We start from the raw sequence: 22,167 nt of genomic DNA on the forward strand, positions 1-22,167 counted from the left end.
GGCGCGGGCACGGACATTCCGATCGGGACCCCCGTCGCCGGCCGTACGGACGAGGCCCTTGACGACCTGGTGGGTTTCTTCGTCAACACGCTGGTGCTGCGCACCGATCTGTCCGGCGCCCCGAGTTTCCGCGAGTTGCTGGGCCGGGTCCGGGAGGGCAACCTCTCGGCGTTCGCGCACCAGGACGTGCCGTTCGAGCGGCTGGTGGAGGAGCTGGCCCCGGCCCGTTCGATGGCCCGCCACCCGCTCTTCCAGGTCATGCTGTCCCTCCAGAACAACGCCGCACCCGAAATCGCGCTGCCGGGCCTGACGACGGCCGTGGTGCCGGCCGGGGAGCCGTCGGCCAAGTTCGATCTGGCCTTCGCGCTGGACGAGAACCGTGCGGGGGAGGGGCTGCACGGCACCCTCACCTTTGCGTGTGACCTGTTCGACCGGGAGGACGCGCAGACGCTGGTGGAGCGGTTCCTGCGGGTGCTGCACGCGGTGGCGGCCGACCCGGGCCGATCGGTCGAGCGGATCGAGCTGCTGGCCCCGCAGGAGCGGCAGCGGATTCTCGGGGAGTGGAACGACACCGCGCGCGAGGTGCCGACCGGGAGCATCCCGGAGTTGTTCGCGGTGCAGGTGGCGCGGTCGCCGGAGGCGGTGGCGTTGCGGGCGGACGGTGTGGTGTGGAGTTATGCCGAACTGGACGCGCGGGCGAACGGGTTGGCGTGTCGGCTCGCAGCGGAGGGCATCGGCAGCGAATCCGCGGTGGCGGTGTTGATGGAGCGTTCGCCGGAGCTGGTGGTGGCGTTGCTGGCGGTGCTGAAGGCGGGTGGCTGCTACGTTCCGCTGGACGTCCGGTATCCGTTGGCGCACCGGGAGGCGATCGTCGCGGAGACGGGCGCGAAGGTCGTCCTCACCGACGAGGCGCTGCACGAGGAGGCGGCCGAACTGGGGCGGACCGTCCTGACCGTCGGCGCGGAGACTGCGGAGAGCTTCGAACTCGCCGTAAATACCGACCAGTTGGCGTACGTGATGTACACCTCCGGCTCCACCGGCCGGCCGAAGGGCGTCGCGGTCACGCACCGGGACGTGGTGGCGCTGACCGCCGACCGGCGGTTCGCCGCCGACGCTGACCGGGTGCTGATGCACTCGCCGCACTCCTTCGACGCCTCGACGTTCGAGCTCTGGACGCCGTTGCTGACAGGGCGCCAGGTCGTGGTGGCGCCGGCCGGGGAGCTGACGGCGGCCGGGCTGTCCCGGCTGGTGACGGAGCACGGGGTCGGCTTCATGTTCCTCACCATCGGCCTGTTCGGCCTGTTCGCGGAGGAGGACCCGTCCTGCTTCGCGGGTCTGCGCCAGGTGTGGACCGGTGGTGACGTGGTCTCCCCGGCCCCGGTGGCCCGGGTTCGGGCGGCCTGCCCGCGCACCACCGTGGTGAACGTCTACGGCCCGACCGAGACCACCACCTTCGCCACCGCCCACCCGGTGGGTGACACCGGCCCTGCTCTGCCGATCGGCCGGCCGCTCGACAACATGCGGGCATACGTACTCGACGCCGCACTGCGCCCCGTACCGGCGGGCTGCGTGGGCGAGTTGTACCTCGCGGGTGCGGGCCTGGCCCGCGGTTACTTCGACCGTCCGGGCCTGACGGCGGAGCGCTTCGTCGCCGACCCGCACGGTGCTCCCGGCACCCGGATGTACCGCACCGGCGACCTGGCGCGCTGGAACCGTGACGGGCTGATCGAGTACATGGGCCGGGCGGACCAGCAGGTCAAGCTGCGCGGCTTCCGGATCGAACTCGGCGAGATCGAGGCCGTGCTCGGCGCCCACCCGGCCGTTGCCCGAACGGCCGTGATCGTCCGGGAGGACCGCCCGGGCGATCGGCGCCTGGTGGCGTACATCGTCCCGGCAGGCGAGGCAGGCGCGTCGGATGAAGCGGCTCCGGCCGACCTGCGGGCCTGGCTGGCGGCCCGGCTGCCGGAGTACATGGTCCCGGCCGCGATCGTGGCGCTCGACGCGCTGCCGCTGACCGGCAACGGCAAGCTCGACCGCCGCGCCCTGCCCGCGCCCGAACTGGCCGTCACCGAGGGCCGGTTGCCGCGCAGCCCGCGCGAGGAACTGCTGGCCGAGGTGTTCGCCCAGGTGCTCGGCCTGGACCGGGTCGGCATCGACGACAACTTCTTCGACCTGGGCGGGCACTCCCTGCTGGCGACCCGGCTGGCCAGCCGCATTCGTACCGCTCTCGGGGCCGAGCTGCCGATCCGGACGCTGTTCGAGGCGCCGACGGTGGCCGCTCTCGCCGAGCGCCTGGACGGTGCGGGGCAGGGTCGTCCGGCACTGGTCGCGGCGGAGCGGCCGGAGGTGCTGCCGGTGTCGTTCGCGCAGCAACGCCTCTGGTTCCTCGGCGAGTTGGAGGGGCCGAGCGCCACCTACAACATCCCGCTGGGCGTACGGCTTTCGGGCCCGCTGGACACCGACGCGCTGGCGCTGGCGCTGCGGGACGTGGTGGCGCGGCACGAGGTGCTGCGCACCGTCTTCCCCGCCACGGACGGTCGGCCGGAGCAGCGGATTCGGCCGGTGGCCGAGATCGGCGAGCTGCTGACGGTCGGTGAGTTCGACCCGGCGCGGGCCGGTCGGCACTCCTTCCGGCTGCGGAGCGAACTCCCGCTGCACGCCTGGCTGTTCTCGCGCAGCGCCGAGGAGCACGAACTGCTCCTGGTGCTGCACCACATCGCGGGTGACGGCTGGTCGCTGGCGCCGCTGGCCCGGGATCTGTCTGTCGCGTACGCGGCCGGCCTTGCCGGCCGGGCGCCGGACTGGGTGCCGCTGCCGGTGCAGTACGCGGACTACGCACTGTGGCAGCGCAACCTGCTGGACGGCGTACTGAACGAGCAACTCGCCCACTGGCGCACTTCCTTGGCCGACCTGCCGGAGGAGCTGGCGCTGCCCGCCGACCGTCCGCGCCCGGCGGTGGCGAGTCACCGCAGTGGCACGGTCGAGCTGAGCGTGCCCGCCGAACTCCACCGGCGGGTCCGCGAGACGGCTCGGACCGCCGGGGTCACCCCGTTCATGGTGGTGCAGGCGGCGCTGGCCGTGCTGCTGTCCAGGCTCGGCGCGGGCACGGACATCCCGATCGGGACGCCCGTCGCCGGCCGCACCGACGAGGCCCTTGACGACCTGGTGGGTTTCTTCGTCAACACGCTGGTGCTGCGCACCGACCTGTCCGGTGACCCGAGCTTCGCCGAACTGCTGGGCCGGGTCCGGGAGGCGGACCTCTCCGCGTTCGCGCACCAGGACGTGCCGTTCGAGCGGCTGGTGGAGGAGTTGGCCCCGGCCCGTTCGATGGCCCGCCACCCGCTCTTCCAGGTCATGCTCTCCCTCCAGAACAACGCCGAGGCCGTCCTCGACCTGCCCGGCCTGACGGCCGAACCGTTGCCGGGCTCCCCGGTCGCGGCCCGGTACGACCTCGGCTTCACGCTGTCCGAGCGGACCGGTCCGGACGGCGCGCCGGCCGGCCTGCACGGTCTGCTCACCTTTGCCGCCGACCTGTTCGACCGGGGTACGGCCGAGCAACTGGCCGGGCGTTTCGTCCGGGTGCTGGGTGAGCTGCTGGGTGCGCCGGAGCGGTCGGTGGACCGGGTGGAGGTGCTGGCCCCGGTCGAGCGCCGTCGCATTCTCACCGAGTGGAACGACACAGCTCACGATGTTCCGGCGACCACGTTGACGGCGCTGTTCGAGGCGCAGGCGGCCCGGACGCCGGATGCGCCGGCGGTGCTGTACGCGGGCACGGTGTTGAGCTATGCGGAGCTGAACGGGCGGGCGAACCGCCTGGCCCGGCTGCTGGTGCAGCGCGGGGTGGGGGCGGAGTCGCTGGTCGCGGTGCTGATGGAGCGCTCCGTCGACGTGGTCGTGGCGATGCTCGCCGTGCTGAAGGCCGGTGGTGCGTACGTGCCGATCGACCCGGAGTACCCGGCCGAGCGGATCGCCCACATGCTCACCGACGCACGACCGACCGTCGTCCTGACCGAGCGCGAGTTGAGCGGCCAGCAGGTCGTCCGGGTCGACGCCCGCACGGGTGAGGGCCTTCCGGACGGGAACCTCGGGGTGGCGATCGATCCGCGGCAGCCCGCGTACGTGATCTACACCTCCGGCTCGACGGGGCGCCCCAAGGGCGTGCTGGTGCCGCACGCGGGCGTGGTCAACTACCTGGCGCGGGCCGTGGAGGTCTATCCGGAGCTCGCCGGGCACACCCTGGCGCACGCCTCGATCTCCTTCGACGCGGGGGTGACCGGCCTCTACGGCGCGCTCGTCTCGGGCGGCAGTGTGCGGATCGCCGCGCTGGACGCGGAGCTTCCCGCCGCGCTCGACGGGCAGCGCCTCAGCTTCCTCAAGGCGACCCCCAGCGGCCTGGCCTACCTGGACGCGCTGACCGACACGCATGTGCCGACCGGCCGTCTGATGGTCGGCGGCGAGGCGGTCCGCGGCGCCCAACTGGCCGAGTGGCGGCGGCGCAACCCGGGGGTCGCGGTGGTGAACCACTACGGCCCGACCGAGGCGACCGTCGGCTGCACCGACCACCTGCTCGGCCCGGACGCGGAGGTCGGCACGGTCGTCCCGATCGGCCGTCCGATGTGGAACACCCGTGCCTACGTGCTCGATGCCGCGCTGCGTCCCGTGCCGGTCGGTGTGGCGGGCGAACTGTACATCGCGGGCGCCCAGTTGGCCCGCGGCTACCTCAACCGGCCCGCTCTCACCGCCGAGCGCTTCGTCGCCGACCCGTACGGCCCGGCCGGCACCCGGATGTACCGGACCGGCGACCTGGCCCGTTGGAACGCCGACGGCGAACTCGACTACCTGGGCCGCACCGACGACCAGGTGAAGATCCGCGGCTTCCGGATCGAACTCGGCGAGATCGAGCACGTCCTGACGGAGCGTCAGGACGTGGCCCGGGCCGCCGTGCTGGTCCGGGACGGGCGGCTGGTCGGCTACCTGGTGCCGAACGGCGACCTCGATCCGGCCCGGGTGCGGGAACAGCTGGCGGCCGTCCTGCCCGAGTACATGGTCCCGGCGGCGATCGTCGCCCTGGACGCGCTGCCCATGACCGTCAACGGCAAGCTCGACCACCGTGCGCTGCCCGCACCGGAGTTCACCGCCGGAACCGCCTACCGGGCGCCGTCGACCCCGGAGCAGGAGCTGCTCTGTGCGGCCTTCGCCGAGGTGCTCGGCGTCGAACGGGTCGGCGCGGACGACAACTTCTTCGAACTGGGCGGCCACTCGCTGCTGGCGGTCTCGCTGGTCGAGCGGCTGCGGGGGCGCGGCCTCCGGACCGGCGTCCGGGAGCTGTTCGCCGCCCCGACCCCGGCGGGGCTGGCCGCCGCCCTGGCCGGTGACGGCCCGGCCGTCCCGCCGAACCTGATCCCGGCCGGCGCCACGGCGCTCACCCCCGACATGGTGACCCTGGTCCGGCTGACCCAGGAGGAACTGGACCGCCTGACCGCCGCCGTCCCGGGCGGGGCCGCCAACATCGCGGACGTCTACCCGCTCGCCCCGCTCCAGGAGGGCATCCTCTTCCACCACCTGCTGGCCGCCGGCGAGGGTACCGACGACGCCGAGGACCCGTACCTGCTGCCCGCCACCCTCGGCTTCGACTCCCGCGAGCGGCTGGACGCCTTCCTCGCCGCGCTGCAGCAGGTCGTCGACCGGCACGACATCCTGCGCACCTCGGTGCACTGGGACGGCCTGCCCGAACCCGTCCAGGTGGTCGCCCGACACGCCGAACTGCCGGTGCGCCGGGTCGAGATCGGCGGCGGCGACCCCGTCGTCGAGCTGACCGCGGCCTGCCCGACCGGCCTCGACCTGACGGCCGCCCCGCTGCTGCGCGCCCACATCGCCGCCGAGCCCGGCAGCGACCGCTGGCACCTGCTGCTGCAGCGCCACCACCTGGTGATGGACCACACCGCGATGGACATCCTGATGGCCGAGATCGACGCGATCACGGCCGGCCGGGCCGAGCAACTGCCCGCCCCGCTGCCGTTCCGCGAGTTCGTCGCGCAGGCCCGGCTCGGTGTCCCGCGCGCGGAGCACGAGCGGTTCTTCACCGACCTGCTCGGCGACTTCACCGAACCCACCGCCCCGTTCGGGCTGCTCGACACCCGGGGCCGCGGCACCCGGATCGAGCAGGCCGAACAGGACGTGGCCCCGGAGCTGGCCGCCCGGGTCCGGGAACGCGCCCGCACCCTCGGGGTCAGCCCCGCGACCCTGTTCCACGTCGCCTGGGCCCGGGTGGTCGCCGCCACCGCCAACCGCCCCGACGTGGTCTTCGGCACCCTGCTGTTCGGCCGGATGAACTCCGGCACCGGCGCCGACCGCGTCCCCGGCCTGTTCCTCAACACCCTCCCGGTGCGCCTGGACACCGCCGGGACGAGCGTCCTGGACGCGGTCCGCACCATGCGCGGCCGCCTCGCCGACCTGCTGGTCCACGAGCACGCCCCGCTCGCCCTCGCCCAGCGGGCCAGCGGCATCGCCGCCCCCGCACCGCTGTTCACCGCCCTGTTCAACTACCGGCACAGCCAGGTCCGGCCCGACCACGCGGGCGGCGCCCTGGCCGGGGTGGCAGCCCGGCACGGCCAGGACCGCACCAACTACCCGCTCACCGTCTCCGTCGACGACCTCGGCGAGGGCTTCCGGCTCACCGCGCAGGCCGCCACCCCCATCGACGCCGAACTGGTCCGCGAACTGTTCGACACCGCCGTCCAGCACCTGGTCGACGCCCTCGAACACGCCCCGGACACCCCGCTCGACCGGGTCGACGTGCTCACCGCGGACCGCCGGCACACCCTGCTGCACGGCTGGAACGACACCGCCGTCGACCGCCCCGACCGCAGCCTGACCGACCTGTTCGAGGCCCAGGCCGCCCGCACCCCCCGGGCGACCGCCCTGGCTTGGGACGGCGGCGAACTCGACTACGCCGAACTCGACGCCCGCGCCGACCGCCTCGCCCGCCTGCTCGCCGATTGCGGCGTCGGCCCCGAGACCCTGGTCCCGGTGCTGATGCAGCGCTCAGCCGAACTCGTGGTCACCCTGCTCGCCGTGCTCAAGGCCGGCGGCGCCTACGTCCCGATCGACGCCCGGGCCCCCGAGGCCCGGATGGGCGTCATCCACCGGGACACCGGCGCCGGACTGCTGCTGGTCGACCGCGCCACCCGCACCCACCCGTTCGTCCGGGCGGTCGAGGCCGCCGGCGGCGAGCTGCTCCTGATCGAACCCGACACCGGGGCCGGCGACGGCACCGCGCCCCGGCGCCCGGACGTGCGCACCCGGCCCGACCAGCCCGCCTACGTGATGTACACCTCCGGCTCCACCGGCGTCCCCAAGGGCATCGCCAACACCCACCGCGGCGTGGTCGAACTCGTCTCCGACCGCTGCTGGCGCGAGACCGTCCCGCACCGGGTGCTGTTCCAGTCCCCGCACGCCTTCGACGCCTCCACCTACGAACTGTGGGTCCCGCTCACCGCGGGCGGCACCGTGGTCGTCGCGCCCGAGGGACGGCTCGACGGCGCCGCCATCAGGGCCCTGAAGGACCGGCACGGACTCACCCACCTGCACCTGACGGCCGGCCTGTTCCGGGTCCTCGCCGAGGACGACCCCACCGCCTTCACCGGCATCCACGAGGTCGGCACCGGCGGCGACATCGTCCCCGCCTCCGCCGTCCGCCGCGTCCTCGAAGCCTGCCCCGGCCTGGTCGTCCGCAACACCTACGGGCCCACCGAGACCACCCTGTGCGCCACCCAGGTCCCGGTCACCGACCCCGCCCGGGTGCCCGCGGTGCTGCCGATCGGCCGGCCGATGGAGAACACCCGCGGCTACGTCCTCGACCACGCGCTGCGCCCCGTCCCCGCCGGCACCGCCGGCGAGCTGTACCTCGCCGGCACCGGCCTGGCCCGCGGCTACCTCGGCCGGGTCGCGCTCACCGCCGAACGCTTCGTCGCCGACCCGCACGGCGCGCCCGGCACCCGGATGTACCGCACCGGCGACCTGGTGCGCTGGACGCCCGACGGCCAGTTGGAGTTCATCGGCCGCGCCGACGACCAGGTGAAGATCCGCGGCTTCCGGATCGAACTCGGCGAGGTGGAGGCCGCGTTGAGCGCCCACCCGGCCCTCGCCCACGCCGCCGTGCTGGCCCGCGAGGACCGCCCCGGCGACAAGCGCCTGGTCGCCTACGCGGTGCTCGCCGACCCCGCCGACACCGCCACCACCCCCGAGACCCTGCGCGGCCACCTGGCCGCCGCCCTCCCCGACTACATGGTCCCCGCGGCCGTCGTCCTGCTGCCCGCCCTCCCCCTGACCGCCAACAACAAGCTCGACCGCCGGGCCCTCCCGGCCCCCGACCTCGGGTCCGCGGTCGCCCACCGGCCACCCACCACCGACCGCGAACGGCAACTCTGCGAAGCCTTCGCCCAGGTCCTCGGCGTGCCCGAGGTCGGCCTCGACGACAACTTCTTCGACCTCGGCGGACACTCCCTGCTGGCGACCCGCCTGGTCAGCCGCATCCGCACCGTCCTCCAGGTCGAACTGCCGCTCCAGGCACTCTTCGAGGCGCCGACCGCCGCGGGCGTCGCCGCCCGACTCGAATCCCTCAACAAGAAGAAGGCACGGCCCGCGTTCCGGGCAATGCGCGGGCACAAGGAGTCCTGATGATCCCGGTTTCATTCGCACAGCAGCGCCTCTGGTTCCTCGGCCAACTGCAAGGCCCCAGCGCCGTCTACAACATCCCGCTGGCCCTGCGGCTCACCGGCCCCCTCGACCCGGCCGCCCTCGACGGCGCCCTGCACGACGTGGTGACCCGGCACGAGGTGCTGCGCACCGTCTTCCCCGCCGCCGACGGACAGCCCTGGCAGGACATCCGGGACGCCGACACCGTCGGCCCGCTGCTCACCACCGTCGACGCCACCGCCCTCGGCGCGGACGACCTGGCCGCCGCGGTTGCCGGACACGCCTGCTGCGTCTTCGACCTGGCCGCCGAACTGCCGCTGCGCGCCTGGCTGTTCTCGCGGAGTGCCGAGGAGCACGTGCTGCTCCTGGTGGTCCACCACATCGCCGGCGACGGCTGGTCGATGGGCCCGCTGGCCCGCGACGTCTCCACCGCCTACCGGGCCCGGCTCACCGGCACCGCCCCCGACTGGGACGAACTGCCCGGCCAGTACGCCGACTACGCGCTCTGGCAGCGCGAGCTGCTCGGCGACGAGGACGACCCGGAGAGCCTGCTCAGCGAACAACTCGCCCACTGGCGCGCCGCCCTGGCCGACCTCCCGGAAGAACTCGCCCTCCCGTTCGACCGCCCCCGCCCCCCGGTGGCCGGCCACCGCGGCGGCACCACCGAGTTCACCGTCCCCGCCGAACTGCACCGCGCCGCCGCCGAACTGGCCCGCCGCAACGGCAGCACCCTGTTCGTGGTGGTGCAGGCCGCCCTCGCCGTGCTGCTCTCCCGCCTCGGCGGCGGCACCGACATCCCGATCGGCACGGCCGTCGCCGGACGGCTGGACGAGGGCCTGAACGACCTGGTCGGCTTCTTCGTCAACACCCTCGTCCTGCGCACCGACCTGACCGGCGACCCCGACTTCACCGAACTGCTGGCCCGGGCCCGGCGGACCACCCTGGCCGCCTTCGAGCACCAGGACGTCCCCTTCGAGCGCCTGGTGGAGGAGCTGGCCCCGGCCCGTTCGATGGCCCGCCACCCGCTCTTCCAGGTCATGCTGTCCCTCCAGAACAACGCCACCCCCGTCCTCGACCTGCCCGGCCTGACCGCCGAACCCCTGCCCGGCGGCCAGGCCCCCGCCAAGTTCGACCTCGCCTTCACCCTCGGCGAGCACACCGGCCCCGGCGGCACCCCCGCCGGCCTCTCCGGCAGCATCACCTACGCACTCGACCTGTTCGACGAACCGACCGCCCGCGAACTCGGCGAACGCTTCGTCCGGGTCCTGACCGCCCTGGTCACCGACCCGTCCCGCCCCGTGGCGACCGTCGAACTGCTGACCCCGGACGAGCAGCACCGGCTGCTCACCGAACGGAGCGGCCCGGTGACCGGAGTTCCGGCGCTTTCGGTGCCGGAGTTGTTCGCGGTGCAGGTGGCGCGTGCGCCGGAGGCGGTGGCGTTGCGGGCGGACGGTGTGGTGTGGAGTTACGCCGAACTGGACGCGCGGGCGAACGGTTTGGCGCGTCGGCTGGTGGCCGAGGGGGTGGGTGCGGAGTCGGCGGTGGCGGTGTTGATGGAGCGTTCGCCGGAGCTGGTGGTGGCGTTGCTGGCGGTGCTGAAGGCGGGTGGCTGCTACGTTCCGTTGGACGTCCGGTACCCGTTGGCGCACCGGGAGGCGATCGTCGCGGAGACGGGCGCGAAGGTCGTCCTCACCGACACCGCCCTGTCGGCGCAGGCCGCCGAACTTGGCCGCACGGTGCTGGTGGTCGGCCCGGAGAAGGCGACGGATGCTCCCGAAGTTGCCTGCTGTGCTGATCAGTTGGCGTATGTGATGTACACCTCCGGTTCGACGGGCCGGCCGAAGGGCGTCGCGGTGACGCATCGGGACGTGGTGGCGTTGGCGGTCGACGGCCGCTTCGCGGGGGAGGGGTTGGCGCGGGTGCTGGTGCATTCGCCGTACTCCTTCGACGCGTCGACGTTCGAGCTGTGGGTGCCGTTGCTGACGGGCCGTCAGGTGGTGGTGGCTCCGGCGGGTGAGGTGTCGGCGGCCTCGCTGGCGCGGATGATCGGTGAATTCGATGTCACGGGGCTGTGGTTGACGGCTGGACTGTTCGCGCTGGTGGCGGAGGAGGACCCGGCCTGCCTGGCCGGAGTGCGCCAGGTGTGGACGGGCGGTGACGTGGTCTCCCCACTCGCGGTGGGACGGGTGCTGGCGGCCTGCCCGGGCATCGAGGTGGTCAACGGCTACGGCCCGACCGAGACCACGACGTTCGCCGCGACGCACCGGGTGACGCAGACCCCGGCAGGGGCGCTGCCGATCGGCCGGCCGCTGGACAACATGCGGGCGTACGTCCTGGACGCGGGCCTGCACCCCCTGCCGGTCGGCTGTGTCGGCGAGTTGTACCTCGCGGGTGAAGGTCTGGCCCGTGGCTACTTCGACCGTCCGGGTCTGACGGCGGAGCGGTTCGTCGCCGACCCGTACGGTTCGGCGGGTGGGCGGATGTACCGGACGGGCGACCTGGCGCGTTGGAACCGTGACGGGCTGATCGAGTACATGGGCCGGGCGGACCAGCAGGTCAAGCTGCGCGGCTTCCGGATCGAACTCGGCGAGATCGAAGCCGCGTTGAGCGCGCACCCGGCCGTCGCGCAGGCGGCGGTGATCGTGCGGGAGGACCGTCCCGGTGACCGGCGCCTGGTCGGCTACGTCGTCCCGGCCGTCTCGTTCGCCCCGGCCGACCTGCGGGCCTGGCTGGCGGCCCGGCTGCCGGAGTACATGGTCCCGGCCGCGATCGTGACGCTCGACGTGCTGCCGCTGACCGGCAACGGCAAGCTCGACCGCCGTGCTCTGCCCGCCCCTGAACTGGCTGTCACCGAGGGACGGTTGCCGCGCACTCCGCGTGAAGAGGTGCTGGCCGCGCTCTTCGCCGAGGTGTTGGGGCTGTCGCAGGTCGGTGTCGACGACAGTTTCTTCGACCTGGGCGGGCACTCCCTGCTGGCGACCCGGCTGGCCAGCCGGGTCCGTACCGCTCTGGGGGTCGAGGTGCCGATCCGGACGCTGTTCGAGGCGCCGACGGTCGCGGCTCTGGCGGGCCGCCTGGAGGGTGCAGGGCAGGGTCGTCCGGCGCTGGTCGCGGGGGAGCGGCCGGAGGTGCTGCCGGTGTCGTTCGCGCAGCAACGGCTCTGGTTCCTCGGCGAGTTGGAGGGGCCGAGCGCCACCTACAACATCCCGCTCTGCCTGCGCCTCACCGGCCCGCTGCAGGTCGCGGCACTGCAGTCCGCGCTGCACGACGTGGTGACCCGGCACGAGGTGCTGCGCACCGTCTTCGGCACCGACTCCGGCCACCCCTGCCAGCGCGTGCGCGCGGCGGCCGAGGTCGGCCCGCTGCTCACGGTCGCCCCGTTCGACACCGCCGCGCTCACCCGCGCCGCCGGCCACAGCTTCGACCTCGCCGCCGAACTGCCGCTGCGCGCCTGGCTGTTCGAGCAGGGTCCGGAAGCCCACGTGCTGCTGGTGGTGGTCCACCACATCGCGGGTGACGGTTGGTCGATGGTGCCGCTGGCCCGGGATCTGTCCACCGCGTATGCGGCCCGCCTTGCCGGTCGGGCGCCGGACTGGGTGCCGTTGCCGGTGCAGTACGCGGACTACGCGCTGTGGCAGCGCGATCTGCTGGACGGCGTACTGGACGATCAACTGGCGTTCTGGCGTGCTGCTCTGGCCGACCTGCCGGAGGAGCTGGTGCTGCCGACCACCCACGCCCGTCCGGCGGTGGCGAGTCACCGGGGCGGTACGGTGGAGCTGGCCGTCCCCGCCGAACTGCATGCCGAGCTCGCCGAGTTGGCGCGGGCCGAGGGTGTGACGGTGTTCATGGTGCTGCAGGCGGCGCTGGCCGTGCTGCTGTCCCGGCTCGGCGCGGGCACGGACATTCCGATCGGCACCCCCGTCGCCGGCCGCACCGACGAGGCCCTTGACGACCTGGTGGGTTTCTTCGTCAACACGCTGGTGCTGCGCACCGATCTGTCCGGCGCCCCGAGTTTCCGCGAGTTGCTGGGCCGGGTCCGGGAGGGCAACCTCTCGGCGTTCGCGCACCAGGACGTCCCCTTCGAGCGGCTGGTGGAGGAGCTGGCCCCGGCCCGTTCGATGGCCCGCCACCCGCTCTTCCAGGTCATGCTGTCCCTGCAGAACAACGCCGAGGCCGCCCTCGACCTGCCCGGCCTCGCCGTCGAATCGGTGCCCACCGGCGACCTGGCCGCCCGCTTCGACCTGGCGTTCACCCTCGCGGAGTCCTTCGACCCGACGGGCACCCCGACCGGCCTGCGCGGCACGGTCACCTTTGCCGCCGACCTGTTCGACCGACCGGACGCCGAACGGCTGGCCGGGCGTTTCGTCCGGGTGCTGGGTGAGCTGCTGGGTGCGCCGGAGCGGTCGGTGGACCGGGTGGAGGTGCTGGCCCCGGTCGAGCGCCGTCGCATTCTCACCGAGTGGAACGACACAGCTCACGATGTTCCGGCGACCACGTTGACGGCGCTGTTCGAGGCGCAGGCGGCCCGGACGCCGGATGCGCCGGCGGTGCTGTACGCGGGCACGGTGCTGAGCTACGCGGAGCTGAACGGGCGGGCGAACCGCCTGGCCCGGCTGCTGGTGCAGCGCGGGGTGGGGGCGGAGTCGCTGGTCGCGGTGCTGATGGAGCGCTCCGTCGACGTGGTCGTGGCGATGCTCGCCGCCCTGAAGGCCGGTGGGGCGTACGTGCCGATCGACCCGGAGTACCCGGCCGAGCGGATCGCCCACATGCTCACCGACGCACGACCGACCGTCGTCCTGACCTCATCGGATCTGACTGAACATCAGTCTCTGTCTCTGGCCTATGAGTTGATTTCGGGATACGACAGCAGCAATCTCGGAGTGGCGATCGATCCGCGGCAGCCCGCGTACGTGATCTACACCTCCGGTTCGACCGGGCGCCCCAAGGGCGTGCTGGTGCCGCACGCGGGCGTGGTCAACTACCTCGTCCGGGCGGTCGAGGTCTATCCGGAGCTCGCCGGGCACACCCTGATGCACGCCTCGATCTCCTTCGACGCGGGCGTCACGGTGCTCTACGGGGCGCTCGTCTCGGGTGGCAGCGTCCAGCTCGCCGCGCTGGACGAGCAGTTGCCCGACCAGCTCGGTGGGCAGCGCCTCAGCTTCCTCAAGGCCACCCCCAGCGGCCTGGCCTACATCGACGCGCTCACCGACGCCCACCTGCCCACCGGCCGCCTGATGGTCGGCGGCGAAGCCTCGCAGGCGGCCCACCTGGCGGCGTGGCGACAGCGGAACCCCGGCGTCGCGGTGGTGAACCACTACGGCCCGACCGAGGCGACCGTCGGCTGCACCGACCACCTGCTCCGCGACGGCGAACAGCTGGGCGCCGTCGTCCCGATCGGCCGCCCGATGTGGAACACCCGTGCCTATGTGCTGGACGCCGCGCTGCGTCCCGTGCCGGTCGGTGTGGCGGGCGAACTGTACATCGCGGGGGCCCAGTTGGCCCGCGGCTACCTCAACCGGCCCGCTCTCACCGCCGAGCGCTTCGTCGCGGACCCGTACGGCCCGGCCGGCACCCGGATGTACCGCACCGGCGACCTGGCCCGCTGGAACGCCGACGGCGAACTCGACTACCTCGGCCGCACCGACGACCAGGTGAAGATCCGCGGCTTCCGGATCGAACTCGGCGAGGTGGAGGCCGTGTTGGCCGCGCACCCCGCCGTCGCGCGGAGCGTGGTGCTGGTCCGGGAGGACGTGCCCGGCGATCAGCGCCTGGTCGGCTACGTCGTCCCGGCCGGCGACCTCGCCGACTTCGAACCGGCCGTGCTGCGCGCCCACGTGGCCGCCGCCCTGCCGGAGTTCATGGTCCCGGCGGCGATCGTCGCCCTGGACGCGCTGCCGCTGACCGTCAACGGCAAACTCGACCGAAACGCGCTGCCCGCGCCGGAGTTCGGCACCGGAACCGCCTACCGGGCGCCGTCGACCCCGCAGGAGGAGCTGCTCTGCGCGGCCTTCGCCGAGGTGCTCGGCGCCGCCCGGGTCGGCTTGGACGACAACTTCTTCGAACTCGGCGGTCATTCGCTGCTCGCCGTCCAGCTGGTCGAGCGGCTGCGCTCGCGCGGCCTCCGGGTCGACGTGCGCACCCTGTTCACCACGCCCACCCCGGCCGGCCTCGGCGCGGCCACCGCCGCTGCCCGGCCCCCGGTGCCGCCGAACCTGATCCCGGCCGGTGCCACCGCACTCACCCCGGAGCAACTGCCCCTGGTCCGGCTGACCCAGGAGGAGCTGGACCGTCTGACCGCCGCCGTCCCGGGCGGGGCCGCCAACATCGCCGACGTCTACCCGCTCGCCCCGCTCCAGGAGGGCATCCTCTTCCACCACCTGCTGGCCACCGGCGAGGGCGGCGAAGGCGGCGACGACCCGTACGTCCTGCCGACCGTGCTGACCTTCGACTCCCGCGAGCGGCTGGACACCTTCCTCGCCGCGCTGCAGCAGGTCGTCGACCGGCACGACATCCTGCGCACCGGCTTCCACCACCAGGGCCTGCCCGAGCCGCTCCAAGTGGTCGCCCGGCACGCCGAACTTCCCTTCGAAATAGTGGAATTGAGCGGGGACGGGGACCCGATGGCGGAACTCTCCGCCGCCTGTCCGACCACCATGGACGTGACCCGCGCCCCGCTGCTGCGCGCCCACGCGGCCGCCGAACCCGGCACCGCCCGCTGGCTGCTGGTCCTCCAGCGCCACCACCTGATCACCGACCACACCGCGATGGAGGTGCTGATGGCGGAGGTCCGGTCCGTCCTGACCGGCGACACCGACCGCCTCCCCGCCCCGCTGCCGTTCCGCGAGTTCGTCGCCCGGGCCCGGCTCGGCCTCTCCCGCGACGAGCACCAACAGTTCTTCGCCGACCTGCTCGGCGACGTCACCGAACCCACCGCCCCCTTCGGCCTGCTCGACGTGCGCGGCGACGGCAGCACGGTGCGCGAGGCCAAGCACCCCGTGGACGCCGAACTCGCGGCCCGGCTCCGCGAACGCGCCCGCACGCTCGGCGTCAGCGCGGCCGCCCTGCTGCACGTCGCCTTCGCCCGGGTGGTCGCCGCCACCTCCGGACGGGACGACGTGGTCTTCGGCACCCTGCTGTTCGGCCGGATGGACTCCGGCGACGGTGCCGACCGCGTCCTCGGCCTGTTCCTCAACACCCTCCCGGTCCGGATCGACACGGCCGGCCCGAGCGTCCTGGACGCGGTCCGCACCATGCGCGGCCGCCTCACCGACCTGCTGGTCCACGAACACGCCCCGCTCGCCCTCGCCCAGCAGGCCGCCGGAACCGGCGGCGGCACCCCCCTGTTCACCGCCCTGCTCAACTACCGCCACGGCACCGCCCCGGACACCACCCCGCAGGACGCCGCCCCCGAGGGCATCACCGTCCGCCACGGCCACGACCGCACCAACTACCCCCTCACCGTCTCCGTCGACGACCTCGGGACCGCCCTGACCCTGTCGGCCCAGGCCGCCGCCCCGATCGACCCCGCCCTGGTCTGCACCCTCCTGCACACCGCCCTGGACAACCTGGTGACGGCCCTGGAGACCGCACCCGGAACGCGACTCGACACGGTCGAGGTCCTGGACGAGAACCTGCGCGGCCGCCTGCTCACCCGCTGGAACGAGACGGCGCGTGCGGTGCCGGGTGGGACGCTGCCGGAGCTGTTCGCTGCGCAGGTGGCGCGTACTCCGGATGCGGTGGCGGTGGTGTTCGAGGGCACGGGGCTGACGTTCCGTGAGGTGGATGCGCGGGCGAATCGGTTGGCGCGGTTGTTGGTGGATCGTGGGGTGGGGCCGGAGTCGGTCGTCCCCGTGCTGATGGAGCGGTCGGCCGAACTGGTCGTGGCGTTGCTGGCGGTCGGCAAGGCCGGTGGTGCGTATCTGCCGGTCGATCCGGAGCTTCCGGCGGAGCGGGTGGAGTACTTGCTCGGCGAGGCGGCGAGTCCGGTGGTGGTGACGCGTGAACTGGTCGATGCTTCGGAGCAGTGGCCTTCGGAGGCGTTGCCGGATCATGGTCTGGCGCCGCAGCATCCCGCCTATGTGATCTTCACGTCGGGGTCGACGGGGCGTCCGAAGGGTGTGGTGGTGCCGCACGAGGGCATCGTCAACCGGCTGGCGTGGATGCAGGCGGAGTACGGTCTGACGTCCGCTGATCGGGTGTTGCAGAAGACGCCGTTCGGGTTCGACGTGTCGGTGTGGGAGTTCTTCTGGCCGCTGCTGGAGGGCGCCGCGCTGGTGGTGGCCCGCCCCGGCGGTCACCGCGACCCGGCGTACCTGGCGGAGTTGATCCGTCGGGAGCGGGTGACGGTGACGCACTTCGTGCCGTCGATGCTCCAAGCCTTTATGGGGGAGGTGACGGCTTCCGAGTGCACGGGGCTGCGGGCGGTGCTGTGCAGTGGTGAGGCGCTGCCGGCGGACCTGCGTGACAGGTTTGCCCGTGTGCTGCCGGGCGTTGCGTTGCACAACCTGTACGGCCCGACCGAAGCCTCCGTCGACGTCACGTCCTGGGCGTGTGCGGAGGACCCGGCGAGCAGTGTGGTGCCGATCGGCCGCCCGGTGTGGAACACCCGCGTCTACGTCCTCGACTCTGGGCTGTGCCCGGTCCCGGTGGGTGTGGCGGGTGAACTGTACTTGGCTGGTGTGCAGTTGGCGCGGGGCTACCTCAACCGCCCTGCTCTCACGGCGGAGCGTTTCCTCGCCGACCCGTACGGCGCTCCCGGCACTCGGATGTACCGCACGGGCGACTTGGTCCGCTGGCGGGCGGACGGCAGCCTCGAATACCTGGGCCGTACGGATGACCAGGTGAAGGTCCGTGGCTTCCGGATCGAACTCGGTGAGATCGAAGCCGCTCTCGCGCAGCTTCCTGCCGTCGCGCAGGCTGCCGTGCTGGCGCGCGAGGACGTGTCGGGTGACAAGCGCCTGGTCGGCTACGTGGTCGCCGACGGCCCCTTCGACCCGGTGGCCGTCCGGGCCGAACTCGCCGCCGTCCTCCCGGAGTACATGGTCCCGGCCGCGATCATCGCCCTGGACGCACTCCCGGTGACCGTCAACGGCAAGCTCGACCGACGTGCTCTGCCCGCGCCGGAGTTCACCGCGACCACCGGCTACCGGGCGCCCGTCTCGGCGCGGGAGGAGGTGCTGTGCGAGGTGTTCGGGCAGCTGCTCGGCGTCGAGTGGGTCGGCGCGGACGACAGCTTCTTCGAGCTGGGCGGCCACTCGCTGCTCGCCGTCCAACTGGTCGAGCGGCTGCGCTCGCGCGGGGTGCAGGTGAGCGTCCGGGCGCTGTTCGCCACCCCGACCCCGGCGGGGCTGGCTGCGGCCTCGGCCGTCGCCGAGGTGGTCGTCCCACCGAACCTGATCCCGGCGGGGGGTGCGGACGCGCTCACCCCGGCGATGCTGCCGCTGGCGCAGCTCACGCAAGACGAACTCGACCGTATCGTCGGGGAGTTCCCGGGTGGGGCCGCCAACATCGCGGACGTGTACCCGCTCGCGCCGCTCCAGGAGGGCATCTTCTTCCACCACCTGCTGCACGCGGGCGGCCGGGACGTCTACGTCCTCCCGACGGTGCTCACCTTCGACTCCCGGAGCCGTTTGGATGCGGTGCTCGACGCGCTCCAGCAGGTGATCGACCGGCACGACGTGCTGCGGACGGCGGTCGTCTGGGACGGTCTCGCCGAGCCGGTCCAGGTGGTCGCGCGGAGTGCCCAACTCCCGGTGGAAACACTCACCTTGACGGGTGACGGCGATCCGGTTGCCGAACTGGAGGCGGCCTGCCCGGCGACGATGGACCTGGGGCGGGCGCCGCTGATGAAGGCGTTCGTGGCGGCCGAACCGGGTACGGGGCGCTGGCTGATGCTGTTGCAGCGGCACCACCTGACGACCGATCACACCGCGATGGAGGTGCTGCTCGACGAGGTCGGCGCTGTCCTGGCGGGCGAGCGCGACCGGCTGCCGGTGCCGCTGCCGTTCCGCGACTTCGTCGCCCAGGCCAGGTTGCGGGTCTCCCGGGCGGAGCACGAGCGTTTCTTCGCCGGCCTGCTCAGCGACGTCACCGAACCCACCGCGCCGTTCGGCCTGCTCGACGTGCGCGGGGACGCGGACGGGGTGGCCGAGGGCCGGTTGGCCGTGGACCCGGCGCTGGGCGACCGGGTGCGCGAGCAGGCCCGCCGCCTGGGCGTCAGCCCGGCCACCGTCTTCCACGTCGCCTGGGCCAGGGTGGTCGCGGCCACTTCGAACCGGTCCGACGTGGTCTTCGGCACCGTGCTGTTCGGGCGGATGGGCGGCGGCACCGGTGCGGACCGGGTGCCCGGCCTGTTTATCAACACCCTGCCGGTGCGGGTGCCGACCGCCGGGACCGGCGTGGCCGAAGCCCTGCTGGCGATGCGCGGACAACTCGCCGACCTGCTGGTGCACGAGCACGCCCCGCTCGCGCTCGCCCAGCGGGCCAGCGGCATCGAGGGGACTGCCCCGCTGTTCACCGCACTGTTCAACTACCGCCACAGCCAGGGCTCGACGGCCCGGGAGGCGGTGGCCGACGGGCCGGCGGGCATCGAGGTGCTGCACAACAAGGAGCGCACCAACTACCCGCTCACCATGTCGGTCGACGACCTCGGCGACGGCTTCGTGCTCAAGTCGCAGACCCTGGCCCCGATCGGGACGGACCTGGTCTGCGACCTGCTGCACACCGCACTCGACGGGCTGGTCGACGCACTGGAGACGGCCCCCGGCACCCCGCTCGGCTCCATCGAGGTCCTGTCGGGCCCGCAGCGCGCCTCGGTCGTGGACCGGTGGGACGGCCCGATGACCGGGGTCCCGGCCATGAGTGTCCCGGAGTTGTTTGCGGTGCAGGTGGCGCGGTCGCCGGAGGCGGTGGCGTTGCGGGCGGACGGTGTGGTGTGGAGTTATGCCGAACTGGACGCGCGGGCGAACGGGTTGGCGCGTCGGCTCGCGGCGGAAGGCGTCGGGGCCGAATCGCCGGTGGCGGTGTTGATGGAGCGTTCGCCGGATTTGGTGGTGGCGTTGCTGGCGGTGCTGAAGGCGGGTGGCTGCTACGTCCCGTTGGACGCCCGTTACCCGTTGGCGCACCGGGAGGCGATCGTCGCGGAGACGGGCGCGATGGTCGTCCTCACCGACACCACCTTGTCGGCGCAGGCCGCCGAACTGGGGCGGACCGTCCTGACCGTCGGCACGGAGACTGCCGATACCTTCGAACTGGACCTCAATGCTGGCCAGTTGGCGTATGTGATGTACACCTCCGGTTCGACGGGCCGGCCGAAGGGTGTCGCGGTGACGCACCGGGACGTGGTGGCGTTGGCGGTCGATGGCCGGTTCGCGGGGGAGAGGTTGGCGCGGGTGCTGGTGCACTCGCCGTACTCCTTCGACGCGTCGACGTTCGAGCTCTGGACGCCGTTGCTGACGGGCCGTCAGGTAGTGGTGGCTCCGGCGGGTGAGGTGTCGGCGGCCTCGCTGGCGCAGACGATCGGTGAATTCGATGTCACTGGACTCTGGTTGACGGCTGGACTGTTCGCGCTGGTGGCGGAGGAGGACCCGGCCTGCCTGGCCGGAGTGCGCCAGGTGTGGACGGGCGGTGACGTGGTCTCCCCGCTCGCGGTCGAGCGAATCCGCACGGCCTGTCCGGGGATCGAGGTCGTCAACGGCTACGGCCCGACCGAGACCACCACCTTCGCCGCCACCCACACCGTGCACGACACCGGCACCGCCCTGCCGATCGGCCGACCGCTCGACAACATGCGGGCATACGTACTCGACGCCGCACTGCGCCCCGTACCGGCGGGCTGCGTGGGCGAGTTGTACCTCGCGGGCGAGGGCCTGGCCCGTGGCTACTTCGACCGTCCGGGCCTCACGGCGGAGCGCTTCCTCGCCGACCCATACGGGGAGCCCGGCACCCGGATGTACCGCACCGGCGACCTGGCGCGCTGGAACCGTGACGGGCTGATCGAATACATGGGCCGGGCGGACCAGCAGGTCAAGCTGCGCGGCTTCCGGATCGAACTCGGCGAGGTGGAGGCCGCGTTGAGCGCGCACCCGGCTGTCGCGCAGGCCGCCGTGATCGTCCGGGAGGACCGTCCGGGCGACCGGCGGCTGACCGGCTACGTCGTCCCGGCGGGTGGGTGGGACCAGGCAGCGGTGCGGGCTCAACTCGCCACCGTGCTGCCGGAGTACATGGTCCCGGCCGCGATCATCGCGCTGGACGCGCTGCCGCTGACCGGCAACGGCAAGCTCGACCGGCGTGCCCTGCCCGCGCCCGAACTCCCCGTCACCACCGGGGGGCGGGCGCCGCGCAACCCGCGCGAAGAGGTGCTGGTCACGCTGTTCGCGGAGGTGTTGGGGCTGCCGCAGGTCGGTGTCGAGGACGACTTCTTCGACCTGGGCGGGCACTCCCTGCTGGCGACCCGCCTGCTCGGCCGGGTCCGGGCGGCGCTCGGCGAGGAGGTCGCCCTGCGCGACCTGTTCGAGGCCCCGACCCCGGCCGGCCTGGCCGAGCGTACGGCCGACACCTCCGGTGGCGCCGAACCCGCCGACAAGTTCGCCGAGTTGATGCCACTGCGCCGGGACGGCGAGCTGCCGCCGCTGTTCTGCGTGCACGCGGGGTACGGGGTCGGCCTCGGCTACAGCCGGCTGCTGCCCTACCTGCCGGGGCGGCCGCTGTACGCCCTCCAGGCGCGCAGCCTGAGCCGGGCCGACGGGCTGCCGGAGACGGTGGAGCAGATGGCCGCGGACTACGTGGCGCAGCTGCGCGAGGTCCAGCCGGCGGGGCCGTACCACCTGCTGGGGCACTCCTTCGGCGGGCTGGTGGTGCACGCGATCGCCGCGCACCTGCAGGCGCTGGGGGAGGAGGTCGCGCTGCTGGCGATCCTGGACGCCTACCCGCAGCAGGCGTACATGGTGCAGGGCGCGGAACGGGACGAGCAGGAGACCCTGGGGGTCTTCCTGGAGATGTTCCAGGCCGAGCGACCGGCCCCGGAGGGGGTCGCGCTCACCCGGGAGCAGGTGGTGCGGGCGCTGGTCGAGGGCTCCTCGGCGGCCTTCTCCGCCGAGGACCTGGTGGCGATGGGCGAGGCCTGGGAGCGGCACGTGCGGCTGATGCGGGACTTCCGGCCCGGCAGCTACCGCGGCGACCTGCTCTTCTTCACCGCCACCGAGCAGCGCCCGGAGGGTACCCCGACGGCCGACGCCTGGGCCGGCCACGTCACGGGCCGCATCCTCGACCACCCGGTCACGGCCACCCACCACGGCCTGATGAACCCGGCCCCGCTCGCCGAGGTCGCCCGGGTGATCCGCGAGCACCCGACCACCCGGGGCTGACCACCGCGGGCCCGGCACCCCACCGGGGGGTGCCGGGCCCGGACCTTCGGGTGGCGGGGTTGCCGCCGATCCGTTCCCCCGGCGACCCGCTCTCCCCGGTGAGTCG

At 73.1% G+C, this 22,167-nt stretch carries 2 protein-coding genes (1 of these 2 running past the window's edge); both read left to right on the forward strand.

Going from position 1 to position 22,167, the window contains the following annotated elements; translation table 11 throughout:
• A protein-coding gene (locus ACIOHG_RS18405) for a non-ribosomal peptide synthase/polyketide synthase (protein WP_400951559.1) crosses the window boundary here: on the forward strand, positions 1-8,679 show its 3' end. It extends 13,293 nt beyond the left edge of the window; the window shows 8,679 of its 21,972 coding nt (coding positions 13,294-21,972); the start codon falls outside the window, past its left edge; its stop codon occupies positions 8,677-8,679.
• Positions 8,679-22,061 (forward strand): amino acid adenylation domain-containing protein, encoded by a 13,383-nt coding sequence (locus tag ACIOHG_RS18410; RefSeq protein WP_400951562.1) that lies wholly within the window; start codon positions 8,679-8,681, stop codon positions 22,059-22,061. Before ACIOHG_RS18405 ends, ACIOHG_RS18410 begins: the two co-directional genes overlap by 1 nt.
• The last annotated feature ends 106 nt before the right edge of the window (positions 22,062-22,167 follow it).

The organism is Kitasatospora sp. NPDC088134, from assembly GCF_044741705.1.
GTDB lineage: Bacteria > Actinomycetota > Actinomycetes > Streptomycetales > Streptomycetaceae > Kitasatospora.